The following is a 25,482-nucleotide window of genomic DNA, read 5'->3' as shown; positions in this document are numbered from 1 at the left end:
GCGCTCTAGACTGACTGGGCGCCCGCTGTAGTGCAAGGATCGCACTCATCAGGCCCTGCTCGCACCCTCGACGCCCAAGGAGCACCCATGGCGACCGTGACCCACCGCTGGGGCATGGTGCTGGACCGGCCTCGCAGCCTGTACACCGCCGAGTCCTACTACGCCGAGGTCACCGACGGCATCGAGGAGGTCCTGCGAGGCAGCGCCGTGATCCTCTTCCTCCACCAGGTCTCCAGCATGGAGGAAGAAGTCGCTACCTACGAGCGCTGGGCCCGCGAGCGCTTCGTGGACGGGGTCATTATCGTGGACCTGCTCGACGACGACCCTCGCCCGGCGTTGCTGGAGCGCCTGGGCCTGCGCACCCTGTACGCCGGAGCCGACACTCCACCGTCGGGCGCGAGCGCGCTGACGAGCGAGAACGTCGAGTGGACCCGCAGCGTGCTCACCCCTCTAGTCCAGGCCGGGCACCGCCGCATTGCGCGCGTGAGCGGCCCGGCGAGGCTGGCTCACACCCGCGTGCGCAGCGATGCCGCCCGCAGCTTCGCCATCGAGCACGACGTGGAGCTGACGACGCTGGAGGGCGACTACTCCGCCGCCTCGGGACGCGAGGCAACTCTCGCCCTGCTGCAGCGTGATCCGCGGCCCACCGCCATCATCTACGACAACGACGCCATGGTCCTGGCCGGCATCGCCACCGCGCGCGAGATGGGAGTCTCGGTCCCCGAGCAGCTGAGCGTCGCCGTCTGGGACGACTCGCTGTCCTGCCGCCTAGCGCACCCGCCCGTGGCCGCGCTGACGGACAACTCCCACGAGCTCGGCCGCCTCATCGCCCAGGCACTGCTGCGCATGGACGACGGCGAGGCCCCGGTCCGCCTGCCGCACCCGCAACGGCAGTGGCTGGCGAGAGCCTCGGTGGCGCCGGTCGGCGCCGCGGTGAGGACGGCGTTGTCCGCCTCGCCCTCCCGCGGCGCCGACCGGCCCAGGTAGCCCAGCCGGCTCCGCAGCCGGCCGGCTCAGCGCCTCAGCCGGCTCAGTTGGCCAGGTCGTTGGCGCTGCGCAGGACCGGCCAGGAGGCGAGCACCGAAGGATCGGCCAGCTCCGGACCTCGGACGGTGAAGGTCGCCGTCTCGCCAGGCAGGAGGGTCACCAACATGTCGTCGACGACGGCGCCGGGCATCACCTCATCAGCCGTCAGCGCGAGGTCACGCAGGAGGACCTGCGCCGTGACCTGGACCCGGTAGCCGCCTTCCACCCGGTCCACCGAGACCTGCGCCTGGGGCGCCGGAAGCCCGGCCTCGCGGTCGGTGGAGGTGAACCACACGGCCCGACGCACGCCGTCGGCCTCGGCGAGAAGGAAGCTGTCCGCCTCCAGCGGCAGCGCCACCTCAACCGCCGTCGAGGAGGCCGGCTCCACGCTGAGGTCAAGCGTCTCCCAGGTCACCTCGCCGCCATGACGCAGCCCTCGCCCGAGCCGAACTCGCGTGTGCCAGGGCTCGCGCAGGTTGTTGACCGCCGCCAGGCGAGCCTTACCCTCTCCTGCTGGCTGGAGCACGAGCATCCGGTCCTCGTGGGCGTGACGCATGGCGTACCAGCCGGGCTTACGCACGCCCGCGCTGTCCACCACGGCCCAGGAGATGACCGGCCAGCAGTCGTTGAGCTGCCAGATCACCGATCCGGTGCACAGCGGCTGGAGGGAGCGGAAGTGACTGATGCCAAAGTGGAAGGCCCGGGTCTGGTTGAGCTGGGTAGCCCAGTGCCAGTGACGGAAGTCCACCGGCTCAGGAAAGTGGTTGTCGATGCCGCGCTGCAGCTTGCCGAAGCCGTTGTCCGCCTTCTGGTGGACGACCAGCTGGGCGCCGTCGCGTGAGAGAGGCTCGTCGTGCACTGCGGCACGCAGGGTCGAGTAGGCCATGGGCCCACCGAAGCCGAACTCGGAGGCGAAGCGCGGGGCGTGGTCGGCGTAGTGGAGGTAGTCCAGATCGTTCCACACGTCCCACACGTGAGTGTCACCGTCGGCGTCGTTGTTGGCCTCGGCCGCCGGGTCGGGGCAGAAAGGACTGGCGGGGATGTAGGGCGTGGTGGGGTCGAGCTCAGCCACGATCGCCGGCAGCAGCTCGCGGTAGTAGCCCAGCCCCCAGGCGCGATCCCCCAGACGCTCCTTCCAGCCCCAGCTCTGGTAGCCGGTCTCGTTCTCGTTGTTGCCGCACCACAGGGCCAGGCTCGCGCGGCCGCCCAGGCGCCCCACCGCCTGGCGGGCCTCGACGAGGACGGTCTCGCGCAGCCAGTCCTCCTCGGCGTAGGCGGCGCAGGCGAAGGCGAAGTCCTGCCACACGAGCAGGCCGAGCTCGTCAGTGGCGTCATAGAAGTCCTCGGACTCGTACAGGCCGCCACCCCAGATGCGCACGAGGTTGCAGCCGCCGTCCACGGCGTCGGTCAGCGCCCGGCGGTAGTCGGCAGCGGTCACGCGAGTGAAGAAGACGTCGTCAGGGATCCAGTTGACGCCCTTGGCGAGGATCAGCTCGCCGTTGACCAGCAGGCGCAGGGGCGCGCCGACCTCGTCAGGGCTCAGGTCGATCCCCATGTGGCGGAAGCCGACCTTGCGACTCCAGGCCGGCTCGCCGCCGACGCTCAGGACCGAGTCGTACAGCGGCTGCTCGCCGTAGCCGCGCGGCCACCACGCCTGCGGCCCGGCTACGCGCGCCTCCAGGACCACCTCGCTCAGGCCCGGCTCGCTCACGCTGGCCGTGACCGTCTGGCCGCCGACGGCGTAGCTGAGCTGCGTGGGGGCCTCGCCCTCGGCCCGCTCGACCTGGGCGGTCAGGCGGGCCACACCGACCAGCCCGGCCTGGCCGGGCGTCACCGGGGCAGCCAGCGGCTCACCGCCGGCGCCCAGCAGGTCGACGCCCAGGCGTACCTCACGCAGGCGCGAGCCGGTCCAGCGCTCCAGGCGCACCGGCTTCCAGATGCCCGCGGTGATCGTGATCGGCCCCCAGTCCCACCCGAAGGAGCAGGAGGCCTTACGCACCATAGAGAAGGGGACGGGGTAGGCGGTGGGGTAGTCGCCGTAGCGGCGGGTGCGCTCCTCGGCGACGTTGAGGGCTGAGGTGAAAGCGATGACGAGCTCGTTGCCCTCCTCGCGCAGCAGGTGGGTGACGTCGAAGCGGTAGGAGCGGAACTGGTTGTCCGTGCGTCCCAGCTCGGTGCCGTTGAAGGCGACGACGGCGATCGTGTCCAGCCCGTCGAAGGCCAGCTCAGCGTGCTCGCCCGCTGCCAGCGCGGCGGCGTCGAAGGTGGTGGCGTAGCGCCAGTCGCAGCGCCACATCCACTTCAGCCGCTCCTCGTTGTCCCCGTCCAGAGGATCGGGGATGAGGCCGGCGTCCAGCAGGTCGGTGTGGACGCAGCCGGGGACCGTGGCCGGGACGGTGGCGGGCAGGCGGAGGCGGGCGGCGAGGTCGGCAGGGACCGGGCCGTCCAGGAGGCTGAGCTGCCAGCCGGAGTCGAGGGTGGTCGAGGTGAGCATGGGGACTCCTTGCCAGGTGCGTGGTGGGCGAGAAGAAATGGGATGGTAAGAAGCGGGTGCGGCGAGAAGCCGGGCGTGGCGGAGACGAGGTCAGCGAGAGTGGCGGTGCGTCCAGGCGCAATCTTTCCTTAGTTACTTAACTAAGTGCAAGAGGCCGGGTATCCCCGGTCTTCTGCTCAGCGCACGTCGGCGGCCCGCCCAAAGGACCCAACCGATCCGAGGCCCCGACACCCCACCGCCAACAACCCACGCATCCCCCGCAGGACCAGCCCTGCGCCCATTGGTACGTGTTTCCACGACCGCCAAGCGCCCACCAGGCCTCCAGGAGCACGCCACAATCAGAACCCCACGCACACATCACCCACAGCACACCACAATCACCACCCCACCAGCCCGACACGCACGCCCGAACGTCCCACATCCGGCAGGAGCACCCTCCCCACCCATTGGCCCAGGCTGACCGCCCACATCCTCAACGCCAACCTCACCACACACCCTCCCCTCCCATGCGCCCGGGCTCCACAGGCGGCTCCCGTGACAGGGTCATCCACAGACCTCGCCAGGCCCAGATGCGTCGTGCCGGCGACCATGGGCATGCTGCAGGCGGCTCCACCACAACCGGACAGGACACCTCTCATGCCGCCTCTCACCACCAGCACGCTGCCCGCCGTCATGCCCACCTCCGCATGGGCGTCTTCGCCGCCACCGGAGGCGGTGCGCATCACCCGGGGCTTCTACCTCCTCCCCGTCGCCGACCCACCTGTGTGGAAGCAACGTCGCGAGATGACCCTGGCTCGCTTGGCCGCCGTCGTCGATCGCTACCCCAGCACCATCGCCTTGTCTCATGAGTCGGCCGCGCTCCTCCACGGCGCCGTCCTGCGAAGCCACGAGCCTGACATCCATACGATCCAGACCACGCATCAGCACCGCAGCACCGTCGTCATGCCTGACGTCATCTACGGCGGCAAACGCACGCGCTCGGCGCCCCGCAGCGGCACCCGCCTGACCAGCAACGAAGTGGACAGCGGCCCCGTCCGTCTACATCGCCGCCTGCAGACCAGCCTCGACGACGTCTCGGTCACCCATATTGCCGGCCTGCCAGTGACCGACATCAGCAGCACCCTGCTGGACTGCCTGCTGGACCTGCGCCCGATTGACGCCCTGGCGATCGGCGACTCGCTCGCCCGGATCATGGTGGACGCCCAGCGCTTCCACGAGGAGGAGGCGACGCAGAGGTGGAACATCAGACGCGTTGAGCTTGACGAACGCCTCAGACGCCTGGCTCGCCGCCCCGGTAAGGCTCGCGCGCGCCGGCTCCTGCGGCTACTGAATCCGCTCGCAGAGTCCTGGGGAGAGAGCGAGCTGCGGTTCATCCTCCTCACAGCCGGATTCCCCGAGCCCGTCCTACAGAAGCAGATCGAGGCTGACGGGCGGTTCTACTTCATTGACATCGCCCTGCCTGGCCTCATGCTCGCTATCGAGTTCGACGGCAAGATGAAGTATGACGGCGAGAACGCTGACGTGCTCTACGGGGAGAAGAAGCGTCAAGACGCGCTGCACCGCGCCGGTTGGGATGTGATGCGCGTGCGGTCCGAGGAACTGCGCCGCCCCGAGCAGATCGTGGCCAACCTCCTGCAGCGCCTCCCCCACGATCACAAGCTGCGTCTGCGGCCCTGCCGGTGGCTAGGTTCCCTCCCCACGGCGCAATGACCAGGCTGCTGCCTGAGGACGACGGCGCAGTCCCCAGGCGCAATGACCAAGCGCCACTCCTCTGAGAACAGCCTTCCACGATTGGGGCGTGCCTCCCAGAGCCCGGGAAGCACGCCCCAATCGCAGATACACGCACCAATCGCCAAAGCGCGGCGCAGCAGACCTCTCAGGCCCCGACCAGCGCGCTGATGGCCGACTGGAAGATCTTCAGACCATCCACACCCGTGCGCGGACCCGCCGCAGAGTCCGGTCCGAAGCCCGGCTCGACGGCGTGCTCGGGGTGAGGCATGAGGCCGACGACGTTGCCGCGCTCGTTGCGCACGCCGGCGATGTCACGCGCCGAACCATTGGGGTTGGAGCCGGTGTAGCGGAAGACCACCAGGCCCTCCCCCTCCAGCCGGTCCAGCTCCTCGGGCGAGGCAATGAAGTTGCCCTCACCGTTCTTCATGGGGATGGTGATCTCGTCGCCAGCCTCGAAGAGGTTGGTCCACGCTGTTGTAGTGGACTCGACCCGCAGCCCCTGCTCGCGGCAGATGAACTTCTGGTGGTCGTTACGAATCAGGGCGCCGGGCAGCAGGTGCGCCTCGGCCAGGATCTGGAAGCCGTTGCAGATGCCAAGCACGGGCATGCCCTTGCCGGTTGCCTCGATAACCTCGTCCATGACCGGAGCGAAGCGCGCGATGGCACCGCAGCGCAGGTAGTCGCCGTAGGAGAATCCGCCGGGCACCACAACGGCGTCGACGCCGTGGAGGTCAGCGTCCTTGTGCCACAGGGAGACCGGCTCTGCGCCGGCCAGACGCACGGCCCGCAGCGCGTCGACGTCGTCGAGCGTGCCGGGGAAGGTGATGACGCCGATGCGGGTCACGCCTGGGCCCCCTCGTCCTCAGCGCGAACGGAGACGACGTCCTCGATGATGGGGTTGGACAGCAGCTTCTCGGCCGCCTCGGCCGCGGCGTCCAGGTGAGCCTGCGTGACCGGGCCGTCAACCGTCAGCTCGAAGCGACGCCCCTGGCGCACTGCGGTGAACTGGTCGAATCCGAGCCGCGGCAGGCTCCCAACTACGGCCTTGCCCTGGGGGTCAAGAATCTCGGGCTTGGGCATGACCTCGACGACGATACGTCCCATCGGTTCTCCTGGGTGCGGGTGGGCGGAAGAGGGTCCGGGCCCAGCCTACCCGGCCAGGTCACGGCAGGCCCAGCCAGCGGGGCACCAGCAGCAGCGACGACGGCGCCCGCCTTCGCCCGCCGCCTCACCAGCTCCGCGGGCAGCGCGGCGGGCGGCGGTGACCACCGCCCGCCGGTCCTGGGTTACAGGGCGAGGGCGTGGCCGGTCAGGCGCTCGTAGGCCTCGAGGTAGCGGGCACGGGTGCGCTCAATGACGTCGTCCGGAAGCGCCGGGGGCTGCTGGCCGCTAGAGCGGTCCCACCCGGAGTCAGGTCCGGTAAGCCAGTCCCGCACGAACTGCTTGTCAAAGGACGGTGTGACCTGCCCAGGCACCCACTCGTCAGCCGGCCAGAAGCGAGAGGAGTCGGGGGTGAGGACCTCGTCTCCCAGAACCATCTGGCCGCTGGCGTCGCGACCAAGCTCGAACTTGGTGTCCGCCAGGATGATGCCGCGCTCGCGCGCGATGTCCGCGGCGGCGCTGTACAGACGCAGCGTGACCTCGCGCAGCGAGGAGGCGGCCGACTCACCCACCATCTCAGCCACACGCTCGAAGCTCACGTTCTCGTCATGATCGCCGAGCTCAGCCTTGACGGCCGGCGTGAAGACCGGCTCCGGCAGGCGCGAGGCCTCGGTCAGCCCCTCAGGCAGGGGGACGCCGCACACCGCCCCTCCCGCGCGATACTCGGCCAGTCCCGAGCCGGTGAGATACCCACGAGCCACGCACTCGACCGGGTACATCTCCAGGCGCTGGCAGATCATGGCGCGCCCAGCGACCTGCTCCGGTACCTCAAGAGACACCAGGTGGTTGGGAATGATGTCCGCCAGCTGCTCGAACCACCAGGCAGATAGAGCGGTAAGGACCTTGCCCTTGTCCGGGACGGGGGTGGACAGGATGTAGTCATAGGCGCTGATGCGGTCTGAGGCGACGACGAGGAGAACGTCCTTCCCCGCCCAGGGGCCGTTATCCGCCGGGACGTAGACGTCCCGGACCTTGCCGGAGGACAGGTGCTGCCAACCAGGCAGGGCGGGGGCAGCGGGGATAACAGGCTTGGTCGCGCTCATAGGGCCATCCTAGAGTGCCCCTCCGACACAAACCCGGCACGATCGACAAGCAGCCGGTGGAAGCCACGGACGCCGCCGCTCGCCTTGCAGGAGGCGGGCGACGGCGTCGTAGTTCGTGAGACCGGACAGTGCTGGATCAGCGGCCCAGTGCGATATCGGTGCGGTACTGGGCGCCGTCGAGGTGGATATGGGACAGCGCCTCGTAGGCACGAGCGCGCGCGTGCTCCACCGTGTCCCCCAGGGCGACGACGGACAGCACGCGCCCGCCGGTGGCGACGAGCTCGCCGTCGTCATCCAGTCCGGTGCCGGCGTGCAGGACGTGGACGCCGGGCTGCGCCTCGGCCTCCTCGATCCCGGTAATCCGCCCGCCGGTGGTGACGGTGCCGGGGTAGCCCGGGGCGGCCAGGACCACGTCGACGGCGGCCTGCTCGGACCAGGTGGGGGCGGGGACCTCGTGGAGGGTACCCGTGGCGGAGGCGAGGAGCAGCTGGGGCAGCGAGGAGGTCAGGCGCGCGAGCACGGCCTGGGTCTCGGGGTCGCCGAAGCGGACGTTGAACTCCACCACGCGCAGGCCGCGGCTGGTCAGGGCCAGGCCGCAGTAGAGCAGGCCGGAGAAGGCGGTGCCGCGACGGGCCATCTCGTCGACCACGGGCTGGGCGACCTCGGCGACGACCTGCTCGGTCAGGTCCGCGGGCGCCCAGGTGAGCGGAGTGTAGGAGCCCATGCCACCGGTGTTGGGGCCTGCGTCGCCGTCTGCCAGGCGCTTGAAGTCCTGGGCGGGGGCGAGGGGGCGGACGGTGGCGCCGTCGCAGACGCAGAAGAGGGAGACCTCAGGACCGTCGAGGTAGTCCTCGACGACGACGCGCCCACCCTCCTTGGCCAGGCAGGCCAGTCCGTGGGCGAGGGCGGCGGCGCGGTCCTCGGTGACCACAACACCCTTGCCGGCGGCGAGCCCGTCATCCTTGACAACGTAGGGGGCGCCGAAGCGGTCGAAGGCGGCCTCAAGCTCAGCCTGGGTGGTGCATACGGCAGCTTCGGCGGTGGGAACGCCGGCGGCCTGCATCACCTCCTTGGCGAAGGCCTTGGATCCCTCGAGGCGGGCTGCCTCGGCGCCGGGGCCGAAGACGGGGATGCCGGCCTCGCGCAGGGCGTCGGCCACGCCTGCCACCAGCGGCGCCTCGGGACCGACGACGACGAGGTCGGCCTGCATCTCGACGGCGAGCTGGGTGACCTCGGTGGGCGAGGTGGGGTCCGCCTTGATGTTGGTGGCGACGGCGGCGATGCCGGGGTTTCCGGGGACGGCAATGAGCTCGGTGGTCTGCGGGTCTGCGGCGAGGGCACGGGCGAGGGCGTGTTCGCGGGCGCCGGAGCCCAGAAGGAGGATCTTCACAGGGTCAGGGTAGCGGGGTTGGGCGCACGGACGGCGAAACAGGTGGGGCCGACACACATCGAATGCCTAGATGGCCCCAGTCCCGATGCCAGTCATGGACGTGGCGTCCGCAGCAGGAGCCGAGGAGACCGTCGGGGTGTCGTTGCCAGCCACGATGAGATATCCGAGCGATACCGCGAGGAGGACGGCGCCAACCAGGGCCACGATGCCCCAGATAAGCAGCCAAGACCTCGGCTTGCTGGGAGTCTCAGACTCAGTCTCAGCGGCAAGACTGTGGTCAGCCTCGACGTCGGAGACATCGGGGGACGCAGAAGGAGGTAGGGGTTCAGTCATGCGAGTCTCCTTGGAACGGGAAAAGAATGGGCTCGGGGCCGGTAGGTCTTCCTACCGGCCCCGAGCCCTATTCACGGTGTTCTGTCACAGGTGACAGAAGCCTGAATCAGGCGTTGCGGCGACGGGCGAGCACCGCACCGGAACCGACCAGACCGGAGGCCAGGACGGCGATGCCGAGGCCGGCACCAGTCTTGGCGAGGGTCTTCTTGCCGGACCTCTTAGCGTCGTCCTTCTTCTCGTCAGCCTTCTTGTCGGCGTCCTTGGTCTCCTCGCCCTTGGGGGACTCGGAGTCGCCCAGGGCCGGCTCAGCCTCACCCTTGAAGACGTGCGTCCAGGTCAGCTCCTCAACAGTGTTGCCGGCGGCGTCACGCAGGTAGAAGCCATCCTTGGGAACAGCCACAACCTGAACCTCGCCAGACTCAACCGACCACTTGTAGCCGGCAGGGTCGATCAGGGTGCGCGTCTCGCCATCCTTGACGAGGAAGTCATCCGCGCCCTCAACGGCGTCGAGGGCCACGCTGTTGTCCTCGTCACTGAACGTGACGCCGGGTTTCGCCTCCTCGAGCTGCTGGAACTCGGGGCCCCGGAACGCCCACCAGGGCTGGTGGCCGCGCTGACCCTGGGATCCCTCGAAGAAGGCGTTCTCCGGGCCAGTCACCTGAGCGGTAACGACGAACTGGGAGCTGGGAGCCTCAACGACCTCGCCCTCGTTGTAGGTGTCCTTGAAACCGGGGAGGACCCTGCCATTCACCTTGTCGATGATGCGGTAGACCACGGTGGCGCCATCGTCGACCGCCGGGAAGGTGATCGGACCACGCGCAACCTCATCGAAGTCGGGGCGAACCGAGTCGACGTTGATCCAGTTGATCTGCTCAACAGCCTCAACAGAGCAGTTGGCTACCTTACCGACCAGGCTAAGGTCAATGATGTCAGTAACCGTGACACTGTAGTCGAAAGCCGTGAGCGGAAGCCTGAAACCGCCAATCTCGGTGTTGCTCGTCCGGCCCGGGATGCCCGCGACCTCTACCTCGGCCACGTCACCCACATACTGATGGACCTTCCCGATCCGGTCGTCCTCACCCGAAGCCGGGGCGTCGACGGTCAGAGCGTCGCAGAGGTTGACGGGGTCGACGTCAGCAGCAGCGGTGCTCGCCCCCCGATGAGAAGGGCGGCGGCAGCGGCGGCCGCCCCGATGGACTTGGAGTGTGCTATGTGAATTCTCCTTGACAGTGAGAGTCCCTCACGATCGTGATGAGGAGGTTCCTCCCGCACCAGAGCACGAACGAAGGGATAGGTCACGCTGGGTGCGTGCTCAGGTAAAACTGAGCAAGACGTGGTACCGCAGCGCTAGTTGTTACTGGTGTGAAAACTGAGGCTCAGGTCTCACATCGGCGTGTCGCCCCGGAAAATAGGCCGAAAGGCTCATATAAGCGTCATCGCCGACGTCCGGCATCTCACAGTATGCCCCAAGGCTCACGACAGCGGGCCCATCTGAAGTCCCTGTAGCACCCCTCCCCACACCCCACTCTTGCCGCACGATGGCGGCACAGATCCACAACAAGAAATAGGACACAACGAAGGGAGGCCGCCCCATCCGGGGTGGCCTCCCTGTCTAGCCGCGAGCCCTCAGCTCACGACCTGTGGAGTGGTCAGACTCAGGCGTCCTGCTCGTCCTTGCGGCGACGCTTGCTCACCAGCACCGCGCCGGAACCGGCCAGCAGCGCCGAGAGCCAGAGCCAGCTGGTCTGCGCACCGGTCTTGGCCAGCTTGCGCAGCTGAGCACCCACCGACTTCTCACCGGACTTGCCGTCCGCCGTCGTCTTGCCATCAAGGGCGCTGGAAGCGTCATTGAGGGCCTTGAGCGCGGCGTCGACCTCAGCCTGGGTGGCGTTGGGGTTCGCGTTGACCTCGGCAGCCTCCTTCAGAGCCTCCTAGAGAGCCTGCTTGGCCCCGTCAGTGGCGTTCTTGTAGGAGTCGGCGCCACGAGCACCGTTGGCGTCGCTGATCGAGGACTGGAGACCAGACTTGTCCGTCTCCTTGCCGTCGAGCACCTTCTGGGCGTTCTCCAGCTTCTCCTTGGCGGCGTCGACCTCGGCCTGGGTGGCCTTCGGGTTGTCGCGAACGGCCTCGGCCTCGGCCAGTGCCTCGTCGAGCGCCTTCTTCGCGTCATCGGACGCGTTCTTGTAGGCGTCGGTTCCCTTGGCCGTGTTGGCGTCCGTGATGGCGTTGATCAGGCCGTCGAAGTGCGTGGCCTCGCCGTTCAGCGCATCCGCGGCGTTGGCGAGACGGTCCTTGGCGGCGTCGACCTCAGCCTGGGTGGCGTCAGAGTCCTTGAGAACCTCGTCGGCCTTAGCCAGAGCGTCCTTGTAGGCCTGCTTCTTCTCCTGAGAGGCGTTCTTGAAACCGTCGGCGCCCTTGACCTCGGACTCCTTGGCGATCTCCGCAGCAAGACCAGCCTTGTCGGTGGCAGCCTTCTCGGTGACGGCGATCTTGGCGTCGACGTTATCGATCGTGCCGTCGCTATAGGTCACGGTGACCGGCACCGTGTACGGGTCGTCCGCCACGTCGTTTGCTCCAGGAGCAGTCGTGATCGTTCCCGTCGTGGAGTCGATACTCACCCAGCTCGGCACTGCATCGCCGGCCGCACGAGTCTGCACGCCACCGAAGGCGAAAGAGGCGCCAGTCGGGATGCCCACAAAGGGCTGCCCGTCCTTCTGGAAGGTCGGCGACACCTGCTTGCTCTGGCCGGCCTCAACCGTGGTGTCCGCGTCGATAGGCTCGTACTTCTTGTTCTACGCGCGCAGTTCAACGACCGTCTTGGAGGCGGTGTCGCCGATGAAGTCCTTGGTCGCCGTGATGGCGATGGTGGTCTTGCCATCCTCGAGAAGCGTGGCGAACTGGGACAGGTCAACGGAGAACGTGCCGTCAGCACCGGTCTTCACCTGGTAATTCGTGGTCTCCTGACGCCAGTACGGGCGGGGATCAACCTTGTTGGCCGCCTGCTGCGTGTTGACCGTGACGCTGATGTAGACGTCCTGCGGGCTGCCGTCGGTCTGGTTGTCGAGGGTGTCCTTGGAGCCGTCGTCGACCGTGACCCGGCCGGTGAGCTTGTTGTCGTCGGAGAGCGCGAGCTCATCGTCGACGATGTCCACCGCGCCGTCGGCCTTCGAGAAGGTCAGACGGTTCGCGGTCTTGCCGTCGGTGTTGGCCTTGATGGCGTTCTCGGCGTCCTGGGTCGTGGACTCGAGCGAGCTCACCTTGGCCTGGCCGCGCGTGTAGCCGATCGTCATCTCGTTGATCGGCTCGGACCACTGGCCGCTGTCGAACTGCTGGCGCGAGTTGTTGACGTTCACCGTGCCGCTCGAGACGAGCCAGGTGTTCGTGCCGGTGTTCTGGGTGAGGTTGATGTCGAAGAGCTCGGGCTGGTTGACGTTTAGCGTCGCGCCGCTGCCAACGGTGATGGCGGAGAGGTTGCCTGCGCCCTGGACGGCCACCGTGAAGGCCGAGTACGGGTTGGCGTTGATCGTGGCGCCGGTGCCGAGGTTGATGATGCGGCCGCCGTAGGTGCCCACGTTCTTGGCGTCGACGTTCAGGGTCCCGCCCGGCTGGACGACGAGGTTCGAGCCGTTGAGGTCGATACCGTAGGAAACCCCGCTCGTGGGATTCTCAGCCAGCACCTTGGAGCGCGGGGCGATGGCGACGTTGGCGCCCTCTTCGACGATGACGCCGGAGCCGCCGCTCGCGATCTCAAGGACGTTGCCGGCCTCAGTGGCCAGGGTGACGTCTGCCGGCCTTGAAGATCGCCATGCCTCCCTGAATGACCTGCTGGTTGCCGCTGCTGGCGGTGTCGTAGGTCTTGCCCGTCGCCGCGTTGGTGAAGCTGACGACCGACTTGGCCTTGACGTTGCCGTAGTAGTTGATGTCACCCTTGGTGGCATACACCATCTGCGAGCCCGTGTAGGTCACGTTCTCGAAGTTGTAGGTACCCGCGTTGGAGATCATCGAGAAGTAGTTCTGGCCGTAGAGGTCCAGGTTCTTCATGGTGACGGTGACGTTCTGGCTGGTCGTCGTGCCCGTGCCCATGTTGAAGGCGTAGGTGCCGAAGTCGAGGGTGTAGCGGCCGCCCTCAGCGGACTCAATGAGGACGCTCCGCTTGCTCGCCGCGTTGTTGATCGCGTTCTGAACGGTCTTCGATCCGCCCGGCACGTCGTTGAGGTCGATGTTCGCGCCGATCTTGATGATGGGGGCCGTGCCCTTCGTGAGCGCGTCAATGAACTCCTGCGCCGTGCTGACGGTGACGGACTCACCCTGCACCACAGGTGCGGTGGCCGCCGAGGCCGCTGCCGGAGCGTCCACCGCGAAAGCCGTGCCGCCACCGATGCCACTTCCAAGCACCAGCGCGACGGTGGCGACCGAGGTGGTCACCAAGCTGAAGCGGCGCATCGAGGCGCCAAGCAGGTTCTTCTTGGGGAGCAGCTCGCCACCCTCAGTCGGGTGACCTTTCAGATCAGTCAAGTGTTCTCTCTCTGTTCGAGGTCTCGCGGACTGCCGCCTCGGTCACCCCTGAGGGAAACCTGTGCAGGGACTTCACTCCTCGTCCGCAGGGTGGGACGGCGTGACGTTACGAGGCCTTTATCCAGGGGGTCAAGGAGCGGATACGGTGTCGTATCCCATAGAGAAAACCGCGAAATACCGCCCAATCAGACGGATCATGGAGACCTATCAGAGAATGCCTCACCCTCCTTTTTCCTCGCCCTAGCAACACTCCAGACAGCAACTGGCACCCCCGACCAAAGTCGGAGGCGCCAGTTGTCTGTGAATGATCAATGAACGGTGTTCGCGCACCGTCTGACCGCACTACGCCGTCGGTAGAATCTGCACGTGGCGATGTCTACCACCAGACTTCGCCGCGGCGTGAGCCAGCACTCAGGCCTTCGCCGCAGCGATACGCTCGCGGAACTTCGCCAGCTGCGCGGTGATCTCGGCCGGGACCTTGTCACCGAACTGCTTGAAGTACTCCTCGGTGTCGTCCATCTCGGCAGCCCAGGCGTCGGGGTCGATGTCGTACATCTTGTCCCAGGCAGCCTTGTCCACGTCCACGCCCTCGAGGTTGAAGTCCTCGAACTTGGGGTAGATGCCCGTGACACCCTCGATGCCCTCGACCTCGCCGGAGGAACGGCGCACGATCCAGTCCAGGACACGGGCGTTGTCCCCGAAGCCCGGCCACAGGAACTTGCCGTTCTCGTCCTTGCGGAACCAGTTGACCTGGTAGATCTTCGGGAACTTGTCACCCAGCTTGGCCTGCATCTCCAGCCAGTGACCCCAGTAGTCGGCCATGTTGTAGCCGCAGAAGGGCAGCATGGCGAAGGGGTCATGGCGCAGCGAGCCGGCCTTGACGTCGGTAGCGGCAGCGGTGACCTCAGAGGCCACGGAGGCGCCGATGAACACGCCGTGGGCGCCCTCGTACTGCTCGGCAACGAGCGGCACGTTGGAGGCGCGGCGGCCACCGAAGAGGATGGCGTCGATCGCGACGCCCTCGGGAGCCTCCCAGTCGGGGCAGATGATCGGGCACTGCGAAGCAGGCGTGGTGAAGCGCGAGTTCGGGTGCGCGGCCTTCTTGCCAGCCTCAGAGTCGGCCTTGGTGAAGTCGTTGCCCTGCCAGTCAATGAGGTGCTCGGGCTGCTCGCCGTCGATGCCCTCCCACCACACGTCGCCATCGTCGGTCAGAGCGACGTTGGTGAAGATGGTGTTGGCCTTCATGGTGTCCATGGCCATCGGGTTGGTCTTGTAGGACGTACCCGGGGCAACACCGAAGAAGCCGGCCTCGGGGTTGATGGCGCGCAGGCGGCCGTCCTCGCCAGGACGCATCCACGCGATGTCGTCACCGACGGTCTCAACCTTGTAGCCAGCGATGGTGGGCTCGAGCATGGCGAGGTTGGTCTTACCGCAGGCGCTCGGGAAGGCAGCGGTGACGTGGTACTGCTTGCCGGACTTCTCGTCGGTCAGGCGCAGGATGAGCATGTGCTCGGCCATCCAGCCGTCGCGGCGGGCCATGGTGGAGGCGATACGCAGCGCGTAGCACTTCTTGCCCAGCAGGGCGTTGCCGCCGTAGCCGGAGCCGTAGGACCAGATCTCGTTGGTCTCGGGGAAGTGCGTAATGTACTTCTCCTCGTTACACGGCCAGGTGGTGTCCTTCTGACCCGGGGCCAGCGGGGCACCCACGGAGTGCGCGGCCGGGACCCAGGTGCGGCCCTCGTTGATGAGGTCCATGGCCTTGGTGCCGATGCGGGCCATGATGCGCATGGAGACCACAACGTAGGGGGAGTCGGTGATCTCGATACCCAGCTGGGAGATCGGACCGCCGAGCGGACCCATGGAGAAGGGGATGACGTACATCGTGCGGCCGGCGTAGGTGCCGTCGAACTTCTCGTTGAGGATCTTCTTCATCTCGGCCGGGTCGTACCAGTGGTTGGTCGGACCCGCGTCCTCCTCCTTCTCGGAGCAGATGAAGGTGCGGGACTCCACACGGGCGACGTCCGAGGGCAGCGAGCGAGCAAGGAAGGAGTTGGGACGCTTCTCCGGGTTGAGGCGGGTGAACATGCCCGACTCGACCATCTCAGAGGTCAGGCGGTCCCACTCCTCCTGGGAACCGTCGCAGAAGTAGACGTTCTCGGGCTTGCCGAGCTCCGCCAGGCGGATGGCGAAGTCGATGACGTCCTCAGGGGCATTTGCGGGGGCCGCGGCGCGGACATCCTGCGCAGACACAGTCATGGGAGTCCCTTTCATGGGTTCGTGTGACTTTGGTTGTCGGACCTATCCTCTCTCAACCCCGCGCCCAGGGCACGTCCCCTTAGGTCCCAAAGTCCCAACCCCATTCCCGCCTCGCTGGTGATTTCCGCCACATCGCAGGCTTTCACCTGCTTCACAGACCCGGCGCACCGCATTCCGCCACGAGTGAAGCAGCCTGGGTTAGCGTCATGCCGTGCTGCACGACCACCGCCTCGCCCACCACCCTGCTCGACGCCGGCCGCAGGGGCGACGCCGTCGCCTCGCCGCTACTGCGACCATGGTCCCGCTCATGCTCGCCCTCGCCAGCTGCACAGCGCATATGGACATGACAATCTCGCCTTCCGGCACCTACGACGTCACCCTGGAGATGCGGGACACCACCGGCACGGTCCTGTCCGCAGACACCGACTGCTCGAGCCTGGCCGATCCTTCCTTGGTCGGCTCCTCCTCCGGGACCGTAAGCGCCGAGAGCATCGGATCGGCCGACGACGACGCCGGGCCAGGCTGCCGCGTCACCATCCGTGGGGTGGAGGTAAGTCAGTCCTCTGAGGCTACTGGCACCGCAGCCCTGGTCACCCGCGACGGCGACCTCTACGTCGTCGACCTCACCGGGCTGGCCGCCTCCGTCACCGGAGGCGCGGACCCGGCCGCCCCCACCCAGGAGCCCGACGACGCAGCCAGCGCCCCTGCCACCCCCTCCCCCGGCACGAGCGCGGCAGAGCAGGCCGCCCCGCAGGCGACGAGCTCCCCGACGGACTCGCTAGCCGGCGTCGTCGACGCCCGCGTCTCCATCACCTTCCCCGGCGCCGTCGTCGACGCCGGAGGCGGGAGCGTCCACGGCTCCACCGTCACCTGGACGGACACCAGCGCCCTGACGGCCGGGGTGCGCGCCACCGGGCACGCCACCACCAACGAGGGACTGAGCTGGTGGGAGCGTCACGCCACCACCCTCATCGCCTGCGTGGGCGGTGCCGGGGTGCTGCTGGGCGTGGCCGCTGTCTGGCGCTGGCGGCGCTCGCGCCGCGGTGCACGGTCTTAAGGTCCCAGGCGCGCAGCCCGCTGGCCGGCGCCGGCCGGCAACGGCCTGCCTGCCAGGTGACCGCCACCTACGACTCCTTCGAGGCCTACAACGCGGCGAACAAGGGCGCCAGGATCACGCCGCGTGGCGACCTGTTCGAGCTCTATATCCCTCGCACCACCATTGAGGACGCTGAGCTCATGAGCCGGGCCAGGCAGGTGGATCCCGAGCCCAAGGTCGACCTCACGGTGACCTTCCCCGGCGAGTTCATGGCCTCCTCAGGGCGCATGCTCCGCTTTGAGGACAACGTCGCCATCTGGGATGACAACCTCCTGGAGGAGATCGGCGACATCATGGTGGCCGGTGTGGCCACGGCCTCCCCCTCGGTCTCATCCCCCTCGGTGGCCAGCGAGGAGCCCATCGAGGCAGCCCCGACCACCGTGGCCGAGGACCTCGACGCACCGCCCCCCCCCCGTCGCCGTGCGCGCGCAGGAGGAGACCAGCTCCGCAGGCTCACCCTGGCTGTGGATGGTGGTCGGCGTCGTCGTCATCCTGGCGGGAGCCGGTGGCACGTGGTGGTGGCGGGCGCACCAGGGCCAGCGCGGTCAGCAGACCGTAAGCCCCAACTAGACCGACTTAACCGGGAGGTAAACACTCCGTCACTAACCAGGAACCCTGGGCGCGTTGGGGCCGCAGGGCGAGGACCCTGTTCCGTATGCTCAGCACATGAGTACCACCTCACACTCCCGTTCCCTACGACGGCTCGGCGCCTTGGCGCTCGTCCCACTGGTCATGCTGCTCAGCGCCTGCGGCCTGCGCGCTGACATCACGATCCACAGCGACGACACCGCTGACATGGCCTTCCTCATGTGGGACTCCACGGGCACGCTGACCGAGTCGGACTGCAATGCCAGCGACCTGGCCGACTACACCTCTGAGCTGCCCGACGGCGCCACTGCCGAGTACACCTTCACCGAGCACAACGGCAACCCCGCCTGCCTCATCACGGCCTCCGGCCTGACCATGGGGGACGTGACCGATAGTGGTGACGGACTCGTCCACACTGACGGCAAGTACGTCTTCGACATGCCGATGAGCGACATGAGCTCAGCCTCGGCCTACCTGGAGGAGTTCACCTACTCCATCACCTTCCCCGGAAAGGTCACTGAGGCCTCCGGCAACGCGACCATCGACGGCAACACCGTGTCCTGGGACCTGACCAAGGAGACCGAGAACCTGCACGCGGTCGCTGAGGACGCTGGCGGCGGTACTGGTTCCCTGCTGCTGTGGGTGGTGGGCGGCGTCGTGCTGCTCGCCGCTATCGGTGCCGTGGTGGCGGTGGTGATCATCCGCCAGAAGAAGAAGTCGCAGGCTGCCCCCGCCCCGCTCTACGGCCAGCCGGGCACCCAGGCAGCTGCCGGCTTCCCGGTGCCCCAGCCCGGTCAGCCCACTCAGGCCCCGTACGGTCAGCCGGCTCCTCCGACGCAGCCCCTGACCCCCGGCCAGCCCTCGGCAGCCTCTGCCCCCGGCTACGGTCAGGCCCCCACAGGTTTCCCGGCACCCCAGCCGAGCCAGCCGGCTCAGCCCCCGTTCGGCCAGCCGGCTCAGCCGAGCCAGCCGGTTCCTCCGACGCAGCCCCTCACCCCCGGCCAGCCCTCGGCAGCCTCTGCCCCTGGCTACGGTCAGGCCCCCGAGCAGCCGATCCCGCCGTCGACGCCCCAGACTCCGACCTCCTGATCCACCACCGACCACGTGATGCGCGATGGACCCCTGGAATTGCGTGATTCCAGGGGTCCATCGCGCATCACGTGGTCGGTCAGCACATAGGTGGTCCGTCGTCAGGCGAACAGCGCCTGCGCCCAGGTCGTGTCCGACTTCGCCACCCCACGCGGCACCGCGAACAACGCCGCACTACGGTGCTGCAGGTACTCCTGCAGAGCGTCGTTCTTCGTCATCTTGTCCAGGATCGGATAGAAGTTCGTGCGCGGGTCACGCACGAAGGCGATGAAGAACAGACCCGTCTGCAGCTGCCCCAACGAGTCGTTGCCCTCGGTGTAGTTGTAGCCGCGGCGCAGCATCCGCCGCCCCGAGTTGCGCTCAGGCGCGACGATGGAGATGTGGGAGTCCGCCGGCACCAGCGGCTCTCCCTCAGCATCCGTGGCCTCGTAGTCCACCGCGGTGAACTCGTCCTTGGAGGAGGTCGGATCCGTGACACTCAGCGGCGCCCCGTAGCGCTTGTCCCGACCGAAGACCTGCTCCTGCTCGATGAGCCGGATGCGGTCCCAGACCTCGGAGTACATGCGGATCTTGCGCGCCACGAAGTAGGTGCCGCCCTCCATCCAGGAGGCTGCGTCGTCGTCGCCCGGCTGGACCCACAGGTGCTCGGCGAGCTCGTCAGCGGAGTCCTGCGCCTTGACGTTGTTCGTCCCGTCCTTGAAACCAAAGAGGTTGCGAGGCGTCTCCTGGTCCGTGGAGGTGGAGGAGGTGCGTCCGTAACCAATCTGGCTCCAGCGCATGGTGGCCGTGCCGAAGGCGATGCGCGTGAGGTTGCGGATCGCGTGGACCGAGACCTGGGCGTCGTCGGAGCAGACCTGGATGAGCAGGTCGCCGTCCGAGTCAGCCTCACGCAGCTGGTCGCCCCGGAAGCTCGGCATGCCCTCATCCAGGATCGCCGGCATCTTGTCCTTGAGACCAAAACGGTCGTTGCCATCAGCGTCCACGAACAAGGACTTGCCCACACCGAAGGTGATGGTCAGCCCCGAGACCGGGTAGCCCCAGGCCTCGCCCGTGTCCTTGGGCGGCAGCTGCTCGTTAGCGTCCGGTTCCCCGCCAACGAGCTCGCCGGCACACATCTGCTCAGCAGCCACCGTCCAGGCCGCGATGAGCTCCTTGAGCTCCTGGGCGTCATCCGTGCTGACGTCAAAGGCCGCCACGTAGAGCGTGTCCTGGGCGGGGGTGAGGATCCCGGCCTGGTGCTCGCCGCGGAAGTCGTAGGCCAGTGCCGTGTGCTCCACCGGCTCGGCGGCAGTGGCACGCCCAGCCCCGAATCCGGCCAGTCCTGCCATCGCCGCGCCGAAGCCCGCCGCGGTGAAGGCAGCACGCCGGCTCACCCGCGGCCGGTCCGGACCGGACCCCGCGGGCGCCGCGGGCGCCGTCGGCTCGGTGGGTGCGGCGGCCTGCGCCGGTCCGGCGGCCCCAGCCTGCTCGGCTGTGCCCCTAGTCTCCGACTCGTGCTCAGATGCTCTCGACTGCGTCATCGTCTGCCGCCTCTCAGTGCAGGACGGTGCCGGCAACCTGGGACAGGGACTCGCTCAAGGCGTTGACGGCGTCGGAGAACTCGCGCTGGACATCGGTGTAGTCGGTGTCCGAGGGAGCCTCACCGGCGTTGACCTGCACCTCGGCGATGGTGGAGTAGTCCACATACTTCGTGGCGCCGTCGGCCGTGGTGCCGTCCTCGTGAGCGGCAATGAGGTCATTGACCTTCTTCAGGCCCTCGTCGATCTTGGTAGCCAGGTCCGCGTCATTCTTCTCGACGATGGCCTGGACGTTGCCGTAGGCGACCTCGGCGCCCTCGACGTTGGCCTTGAAGTCGTAGAGGTCGGTGTGGGAGAAGGTCTCCTCCTCGCCCACGATCTTGGACAGGGCGACCTCCTCCAGCAGCGAGGCAGCGCCCGTGGCCACGTCGGTCAGGGTCAGCTCGTAGGTGCCCGAGGGGCCCTCGATGTTGCCGTAGACAAGGTCGTAGAGCTTCTGGGTGTCCTCCACCAGCTTGTCGGCCACTGCCTTGCGGGCGGCGTCGTCAGCGAAGGCGAAGGGCGAGCCCTCCCCGCCGTCCCACAGGTCCGCCTCAATGCGGTGCCAGCCGGTCCAGGTGCCGATCACGGAGGCGTCCGTGGTCTCCACGCCGGCGTCAGCAGCCAGGTCCTGGATACGCAGGTCCAGGGCCTCATCCAGGTCACCAGCAGCCTCGATGCCGAAGGACTCGGCGGTGGGCTCGATGCGCTCGTAGTGCTGGCGGGCCAGCGGGTAGAGCTCCTTGGCCTTGTCCGCGTCCCCGCCGAGGTATGCCTCGGTGAAGGTCTTGGTAGCCTCCAGCAGCTGGCCCACCTGGTCACGCACGTAGGCGGTGTAGTTGGTGACGGCCTGCTTCTCCAGCTCGGCCACGTCCTCGGAGACCTCCACGGCGGCGCCCTTGGTGATCGTCAGCTCGGTGACGCCCTTGAGCTCGCCCACCATATTCGGCTTGCAGGCCGCGTAGTACGTGCCCTCGGACAGTGCCGTGGTCAGCGAGGCGGTGGTGCCGGGGCCGATGTTCTCCTGCTCGGAGACGATCTGCAGCTTGTTCTCCGTCAAGATCTCGAACTCGTTGGCCACCGTGCCGTTGTTGGTCATGGTGAAGGTGACCACGCCGGAGGGGAAGGTGGTGGTGGACAGCTCCAGGCCGTCGTCGGTGATCGTGACGGTGACCTCGGTGGCGCCCGCGGAGGCACCGGCGGACGCGCCGGCGGACGCGCCGGAGGAGGCGGGCTTGTTGTCCACGCAGCCGGCCAGGCCGAAGCCAGCCAGGGCCAGCAGCGGCAGCGTGAGCGCGGTACGGCGAGTGGTGCCACGCAGAGCGGGGCGGGCGGAAGTGGTCACGTGATTCTCCTGTGGGTGTGGTTGGGAACTGGGTGGTCGGTAGTCAAGTGGTCGGTAGCGACAAGGCGTCAAGGAGGCCTGGGGGCTCAGGCTGAGGCGACGGCCGAGCGAGAGCTGGCTGCGTCGTCGTCCTGCGCGGCGGGCGCTGCGCCGGCCGCGCGCCTGGCCGAGCCACGGACCTGGCGGGTGAACAGGACGAGGGTGGGCACGAGGTAGAGCCACCACCCGATGACCTGGGCCACCGTGGGCTGGACCTCCACCTGGAACATCGCCTTGGCCACGATGTAGAGCCAGTGGATCGGCGAGGTCTGGCCCGGCAGGTAGGCGGAGATGTCCCAGGCGTGGTTCATGATGCCGGGCAGGAGGCCAGCCTCCTGGAAGTCGGCGACGGCGTAGGAGACCACACCCGCAGCCACGAAGATGAGGAAGTAGCCCGTGATAGCGAAGAACAGGCGCATGTTGATGCTGGCCGCACCCTTGTAGACCAGCCAGCCCAGGACGATGGCGATGAGCAGGCCCACCACCACACCGGCGCTGGTTGCCGCGACGTGGTTCTCCACCGAGGACTTGACCGTGGCCCAGATGAACAGGGCGGTCTCCAGGCCCTCGCGGCCGACGGAGATGATGGCGATCCACACCACGCCCCAGCCGGAGGAGGAGTCTGACAGCGCGTCCTCCAGGTCACCCTCGATGCCCTTCTTGAGCATGCGGGCGTTGCGACCCATCCAGAAGATCATCCAGGTCACCATGGCCACGGCCAGGAGGGACAGGCTGCCGCCGATGATCTCCTGGGCCTGGAAGGTCAGGGTCTTGGGGCCCCAGGTCAGCACAGCGCCCAGCGCGAGCGGCAGGCAGGCGGCCAGGAGGACGCCGAGCCACATCTTGGGCAAGACGTCGCGGCGGCCGCTGCGAACCAGGTAGGCGGCGATGATGCCGACGATGAGCGCGGCTTCGAAGCCCTCGCGCAGCGCGATGAGCAGGTTGGCAATGAACAAGGCGAGTCTTCAGGCAGTGGCCGCGAGGCGCTCGGCCCCACTATGACTTCCAGAAGGCTAGCCTTACCTAGGTAAGATTGACAACTCTGATGGGACTTGTGGGGGGCTTGGTGTCATCTCCCTGCGGGGCTAGGTGCTGTGCGGGGGGGGGCAGGGGCTTGGGCGCCGGGGCGTCGGGCCGCTGGGGCGCTGGGGCGCTGGGGCGCTGGCTCTTTGTTCCCCACAGCCGCGCTCCCCCGCAAACCTCACCCCCTGACCCACCCCTCGCTACCCCAACACCACCTCCGCTACCCCTTCACGCCCTTCGCACCCCCACAGCGCGCGCCACGGGGTAGCGACCAACACCAAGAGGTGGCGAACGCCAGAACGAGGTAGCAGTAGACACCGCGCACGATGACCGCCGCGCAGGATCACCGCCGCAGGCAACACCCCCCCCCGGCACACGACGGCGGCCGGGCACCTGAGAAAGGTACCCGGCCGCCGTCGTCATGAACTGAGCAAGCTAGACCAGCAACACTGGTCTGCCGCCCAGCGACGGACTCAGCCCAGCAGCTTGTGGCGCGTGATCGTGGCCTCGCGACCCGCGCCCACACCGATAGCGCTGATGCGCGTGCGTGCCAGCTCCTCGATACGCAGCACGTAGTCCTGCGCGGCCTGGGGCAGGTCGGAGAACTCACGCACGCCCGTGATGTCCTCGCTCCAGCCGGGCAGCTCCTCGTAGATCGGCTTGGCGTGGTGGAAGCCGGTCTGGGTCAGCGGCATCTCCTCGGTGCGCTCGCCGTCGACGTCGTAGGCCACGCACACCGGGATGGTCGCGTGACCGGTCAGCACGTCGAGCTTGGTCATGACCAGGTCCGTCAGGCCGTTGACGCGGCAGGCGTAGCGGGTGACGACGGCGTCGTGCCAGCCGCAGCGACGCGGGCGGCCGGTGGTCACGCCGAACTCGCCACCCTCCGTGCGCAGGCGCTCGCCCATGTCGTCCAGCAGCTCGGTGGGGAAGGGGCCCTCGCCCACGCGGGTCGTGTAGGCCTTGACGACCCCGACCACCGAGTCGATGCGCGTGGGGCCCACGCCCGTACCAGTGCAGGCGCCGCCGGCAGTGGGGTTGGAGGAGGTGACGAAGGGGTAGGTGCCGTGGTCGATGTCCAGCATCGTGGCCTGGCCCGCCTCGAAGAGGACCGTCTTGCCGGCGTCGAGGGCGTCGTTGAGAACCAGAGAGCAATCGATGACCATGGAACGCACGCGCTCGGCATAGGACAGCAGTTCGTCAGCGACCTCGTCCGGGTCGATAGCCGGGCGGTTGAAGACCTTGAGGAACAGACCGTTCTTCTGGTCGAGGGCTGAGTGGACCTTCTGGCGCAGGATCGACTCGTCGAACAGGTCCTGGACTCGGATGCCCACGCGGTTCATCTTGTCCGCGTAGGTCGGGCCGATGCCGCGACCGGTGGTGCCCAGCTGGCGGGCACCAAGGAAGCGCTCGGTGGTGCGGTCGAGCACGCGGTTGTAGGAGGGGATGATGTGGGCGTTGGCGGAGATGCGCAGGCTGGAGGCGTCCTTACCGCGCGCCTCGATCTCGGCGATCTCGTTGAAGAGGACCTCCAGGTCCACCACGACGCCGTTGCCGATGATCGGCACGACTCCGGGCGTGAGCACGCCGGCGGGCAGGAGGTGGAAGGCGAACTTCTCCCCGTCGATGACGACGGTGTGGCCGGCGTTGTTGCCGCCGTTGAACTTCACCACGTAGTCGACGTCCTGACCGAGCTGGTCAGTCGCCTTTCCCTTGCCTTCGTCGCCCCACTGGGTTCCGACGACCACAACGGCTGGCATATGTGCTCCCTGGATTGTCGTTGGCGCGAGTGTGAACACGCCGCCCATCAGCCTACCGGAGCGGCGGGCCGCGCGTTCGGATCGGAGGTTTGGGCTGGGGCGCCCGCTGGTTTCGCACGCGCTGGCTTCACGGTCCTCTAGCCCCATGCTCGTCCGCCTTGGCAGACGCGCCGGCCCCGCCAATCCGTCGCTTTAGGCCCTCAACAGTCGATCCCCATCCCCGCCACAACCAAACCGACTGTCCACGGCCTAAACCGACGGACGCATGGGGCAGCGCGGAGGCAATCAGCGCGAGAAGCCAGTGGCTCTTAGCACGCCGCCTCGCGCAGGGCGTCGATCACCCTGCGCTGCACCAGAGCCACGAGGTACCCCAGGAAGGCAACCCCCAGGAGCACCATGAACCAGCCCAGGGCCAGGCGAGAGACCGGCAGCAGGGCGAGCACCGCCGTCGGCACAGCAAGCAGCACCAGGCACACCACCGTACGCCCCAGGTGCCCCACCGCCAGGCGCGCCGCATTGGCCACGTGCGAGCCGACCGTGTTCTCAAAGAAGGCCACCAGCGGCACGAGCCACACCAACACGCCCACCACGATGAGCCCGCCCGCCATCACCAGGCCACGCATGACCGCCAGGAGGGTCGGGCTGAGACCTGCACCGTCAGCAGAGGCGCCCGCGATCTCAGCCTGACCAAGCCACAGGTTCATCGCTCCAGCCAGCGCTCCCAGCACCAGCACGGGCAGCCACCACACCAGCGACTGCGCCAGGTTGCCGCGGAAGGACCGCCACCAGGTACGCACCGTGTAGCTGTCCTCCTCGCGCGCCATCTCCATCGTCACGCGCGCGCACGCCGTGAGCGCGGCGCCGGCCGTGAGCACCGGTAGGCAGGCCAGGAGGGTCAGGATGTTGACGACGACGAGGTCGGCCGCCGAGGACCACGCGCGGTAGAAGGGCGAGTCGAGACGAATAAGTCGGGGCATACGAGCTCCTGGAAGGGCGAAGGTGCAAGGCAAGTATCGCGCCCGTGCCGACGCCGCCCG

Annotated in this window: 22 protein-coding genes and 1 pseudogene; 5 read left to right on the top strand and 18 right to left on the bottom strand. The window is 67.7% G+C overall.

The window, feature by feature from the left end:
• The first annotated feature begins 87 nt into the window (after window positions 1-87).
• Window positions 88-987, top strand: a complete 900-nt coding sequence (locus CYJ26_RS09295) for a LacI family DNA-binding transcriptional regulator (RefSeq protein WP_006548112.1) — start codon at window positions 88-90, stop codon at window positions 985-987.
• Between the two features lie 43 nt (window positions 988-1,030).
• On the opposite strand, the gene CYJ26_RS09290 is transcribed toward CYJ26_RS09295, so the two are convergent.
• Window positions 1,031-3,520, bottom strand: coding sequence for a glycoside hydrolase family 2 protein (locus tag CYJ26_RS09290; RefSeq protein WP_034236711.1), 2,490 nt, complete (start codon window positions 3,518-3,520; stop codon window positions 1,031-1,033).
• Window positions 3,521-4,156: 636 nt separating this feature from the next.
• On the opposite strand from CYJ26_RS09290, the gene CYJ26_RS09285 reads away from it, so the two are divergent.
• Complete coding sequence (locus CYJ26_RS09285) at window positions 4,157-5,230, top strand: DUF559 domain-containing protein (protein WP_034236712.1); 1,074 nt, start codon at window positions 4,157-4,159, stop codon at window positions 5,228-5,230.
• Between the two features lie 166 nt (window positions 5,231-5,396).
• Here CYJ26_RS09285 and purQ read toward each other — a convergent pair whose 3' ends face one another.
• The 12 genes and pseudogenes from purQ to CYJ26_RS09230 all read right to left on the bottom strand — a co-directional run bounded on the left by purQ (window position 5,397) and on the right by CYJ26_RS09230 (window position 15,949).
• On the bottom strand, window positions 5,397-6,095 hold the full coding sequence (gene purQ / locus CYJ26_RS09280; protein ID WP_006548107.1) for a phosphoribosylformylglycinamidine synthase subunit PurQ: 699 nt from the start codon (window positions 6,093-6,095) through the stop codon (window positions 5,397-5,399).
• Window positions 6,092-6,355 (bottom strand): phosphoribosylformylglycinamidine synthase subunit PurS, encoded by a 264-nt coding sequence (purS, locus tag CYJ26_RS09275; protein WP_006548106.1) that lies wholly within the window; start codon window positions 6,353-6,355, stop codon window positions 6,092-6,094. The genes purQ and purS overlap by 4 nt, the downstream gene beginning before the upstream one ends.
• Before the next feature lie 182 nt (window positions 6,356-6,537).
• Window positions 6,538-7,455 (bottom strand): phosphoribosylaminoimidazolesuccinocarboxamide synthase, encoded by a 918-nt coding sequence (locus tag CYJ26_RS09270; RefSeq protein ID WP_006548105.1) that lies wholly within the window; start codon window positions 7,453-7,455, stop codon window positions 6,538-6,540.
• 136 nt (window positions 7,456-7,591) lie between these two features.
• Window positions 7,592-8,845 carry a phosphoribosylamine--glycine ligase gene (purD, locus tag CYJ26_RS09265; protein WP_006548104.1) on the bottom strand — a complete coding sequence of 418 codons (1,254 nt, stop codon included), beginning with the start codon at window positions 8,843-8,845 and terminating at the stop codon, window positions 7,592-7,594.
• Window positions 8,846-8,911: 66 nt separating this feature from the next.
• Window positions 8,912-9,178: a hypothetical protein gene (locus tag CYJ26_RS09260; RefSeq protein WP_024035119.1), complete on the bottom strand. Its 267-nt coding sequence runs from the start codon at window positions 9,176-9,178 to the stop codon at window positions 8,912-8,914.
• Window positions 9,179-9,284: 106 nt separating this feature from the next.
• Window positions 9,285-10,223: a hypothetical protein gene (locus CYJ26_RS09255; RefSeq protein WP_034236385.1), complete on the bottom strand. Its 939-nt coding sequence runs from the start codon at window positions 10,221-10,223 to the stop codon at window positions 9,285-9,287.
• Between the two features lie 610 nt (window positions 10,224-10,833).
• Complete coding sequence (locus tag CYJ26_RS10765; RefSeq protein WP_006548100.1) at window positions 10,834-10,965, bottom strand: LPXTG cell wall anchor domain-containing protein; 132 nt, start codon at window positions 10,963-10,965, stop codon at window positions 10,834-10,836.
• Between the two features lie 144 nt (window positions 10,966-11,109).
• Window positions 11,110-11,409, bottom strand: coding sequence for a hypothetical protein (locus CYJ26_RS11205; RefSeq protein ID WP_316083638.1), 300 nt, complete (start codon window positions 11,407-11,409; stop codon window positions 11,110-11,112).
• Between the two features lie 39 nt (window positions 11,410-11,448).
• Window positions 11,449-11,955: pseudogene (locus tag CYJ26_RS11200) on the bottom strand (Rib/alpha-like domain-containing protein); the annotation flags it as partial.
• A gap of 15 nt (window positions 11,956-11,970) precedes the next feature.
• Entirely contained in the window at window positions 11,971-12,855 is an 885-nt protein-coding gene (locus CYJ26_RS09240; RefSeq protein WP_006548098.1) for a hypothetical protein, read from the bottom strand.
• An 88-nt stretch (window positions 12,856-12,943) separates the two neighbouring features.
• Window positions 12,944-13,693 carry a pectate lyase-like adhesive domain-containing protein gene (locus CYJ26_RS09235; RefSeq protein WP_006548097.1) on the bottom strand — a complete coding sequence of 250 codons (750 nt, stop codon included), beginning with the start codon at window positions 13,691-13,693 and terminating at the stop codon, window positions 12,944-12,946.
• A 411-nt stretch (window positions 13,694-14,104) separates the two neighbouring features.
• A complete protein-coding gene (locus tag CYJ26_RS09230) occupies window positions 14,105-15,949 on the bottom strand; it encodes a phosphoenolpyruvate carboxykinase (GTP) (protein WP_006548096.1) in 1,845 nt (614 codons plus the stop codon).
• 343 nt (window positions 15,950-16,292) lie between these two features.
• Between CYJ26_RS09230 and CYJ26_RS09225 the strand changes: the two genes are divergently transcribed.
• The 3 genes from CYJ26_RS09225 to CYJ26_RS09215 all read left to right on the top strand — a co-directional run bounded on the left by CYJ26_RS09225 (window position 16,293) and on the right by CYJ26_RS09215 (window position 18,722).
• Window positions 16,293-17,006: an LppM family (lipo)protein gene (locus CYJ26_RS09225; protein WP_244902061.1), complete on the top strand. Its 714-nt coding sequence runs from the start codon at window positions 16,293-16,295 to the stop codon at window positions 17,004-17,006.
• A gap of 459 nt (window positions 17,007-17,465) precedes the next feature.
• A complete protein-coding gene (locus CYJ26_RS10760) occupies window positions 17,466-17,615 on the top strand; it encodes a flagellar basal body-associated FliL family protein (RefSeq protein WP_180950881.1) in 150 nt (49 codons plus the stop codon).
• Window positions 17,616-17,711: 96 nt separating this feature from the next.
• Window positions 17,712-18,722: an LppM family (lipo)protein gene (locus tag CYJ26_RS09215; RefSeq protein WP_101638311.1), complete on the top strand. Its 1,011-nt coding sequence runs from the start codon at window positions 17,712-17,714 to the stop codon at window positions 18,720-18,722.
• A gap of 101 nt (window positions 18,723-18,823) precedes the next feature.
• On the opposite strand, the gene efeB is transcribed toward CYJ26_RS09215, so the two are convergent.
• The 5 genes from efeB to CYJ26_RS09190 all read right to left on the bottom strand — a co-directional run bounded on the left by efeB (window position 18,824) and on the right by CYJ26_RS09190 (window position 25,422).
• Window positions 18,824-20,095 (bottom strand): iron uptake transporter deferrochelatase/peroxidase subunit, encoded by a 1,272-nt coding sequence (efeB, locus tag CYJ26_RS09210; protein WP_244902060.1) that lies wholly within the window; start codon window positions 20,093-20,095, stop codon window positions 18,824-18,826.
• Window positions 20,096-20,255: 160 nt separating this feature from the next.
• On the bottom strand, window positions 20,256-21,623 hold the full coding sequence (efeO, locus tag CYJ26_RS09205) for an iron uptake system protein EfeO (protein ID WP_006548091.1): 1,368 nt from the start codon (window positions 21,621-21,623) through the stop codon (window positions 20,256-20,258).
• A gap of 86 nt (window positions 21,624-21,709) precedes the next feature.
• Complete coding sequence (gene efeU, locus CYJ26_RS09200; protein WP_006548090.1) at window positions 21,710-22,618, bottom strand: iron uptake transporter permease EfeU; 909 nt, start codon at window positions 22,616-22,618, stop codon at window positions 21,710-21,712.
• A 540-nt stretch (window positions 22,619-23,158) separates the two neighbouring features.
• Complete coding sequence (locus CYJ26_RS09195) at window positions 23,159-24,445, bottom strand: adenylosuccinate synthase (RefSeq protein ID WP_006548087.1); 1,287 nt, start codon at window positions 24,443-24,445, stop codon at window positions 23,159-23,161.
• 308 nt (window positions 24,446-24,753) lie between these two features.
• Window positions 24,754-25,422, bottom strand: a complete 669-nt coding sequence (locus CYJ26_RS09190; protein WP_006548086.1) for a MusI family membrane protein — start codon at window positions 25,420-25,422, stop codon at window positions 24,754-24,756.
• Window positions 25,423-25,482 lie beyond the last annotated feature (60 nt).

The organism is Actinomyces urogenitalis, assembly GCF_002861525.1.
Taxonomy (GTDB): Bacteria; Actinomycetota; Actinomycetes; order Actinomycetales; family Actinomycetaceae; genus Actinomyces; species Actinomyces urogenitalis.
The sequence above is the reverse complement of the archived record's forward strand: the minus strand, read 5'-3'. Positions and strand labels throughout refer to the sequence as shown.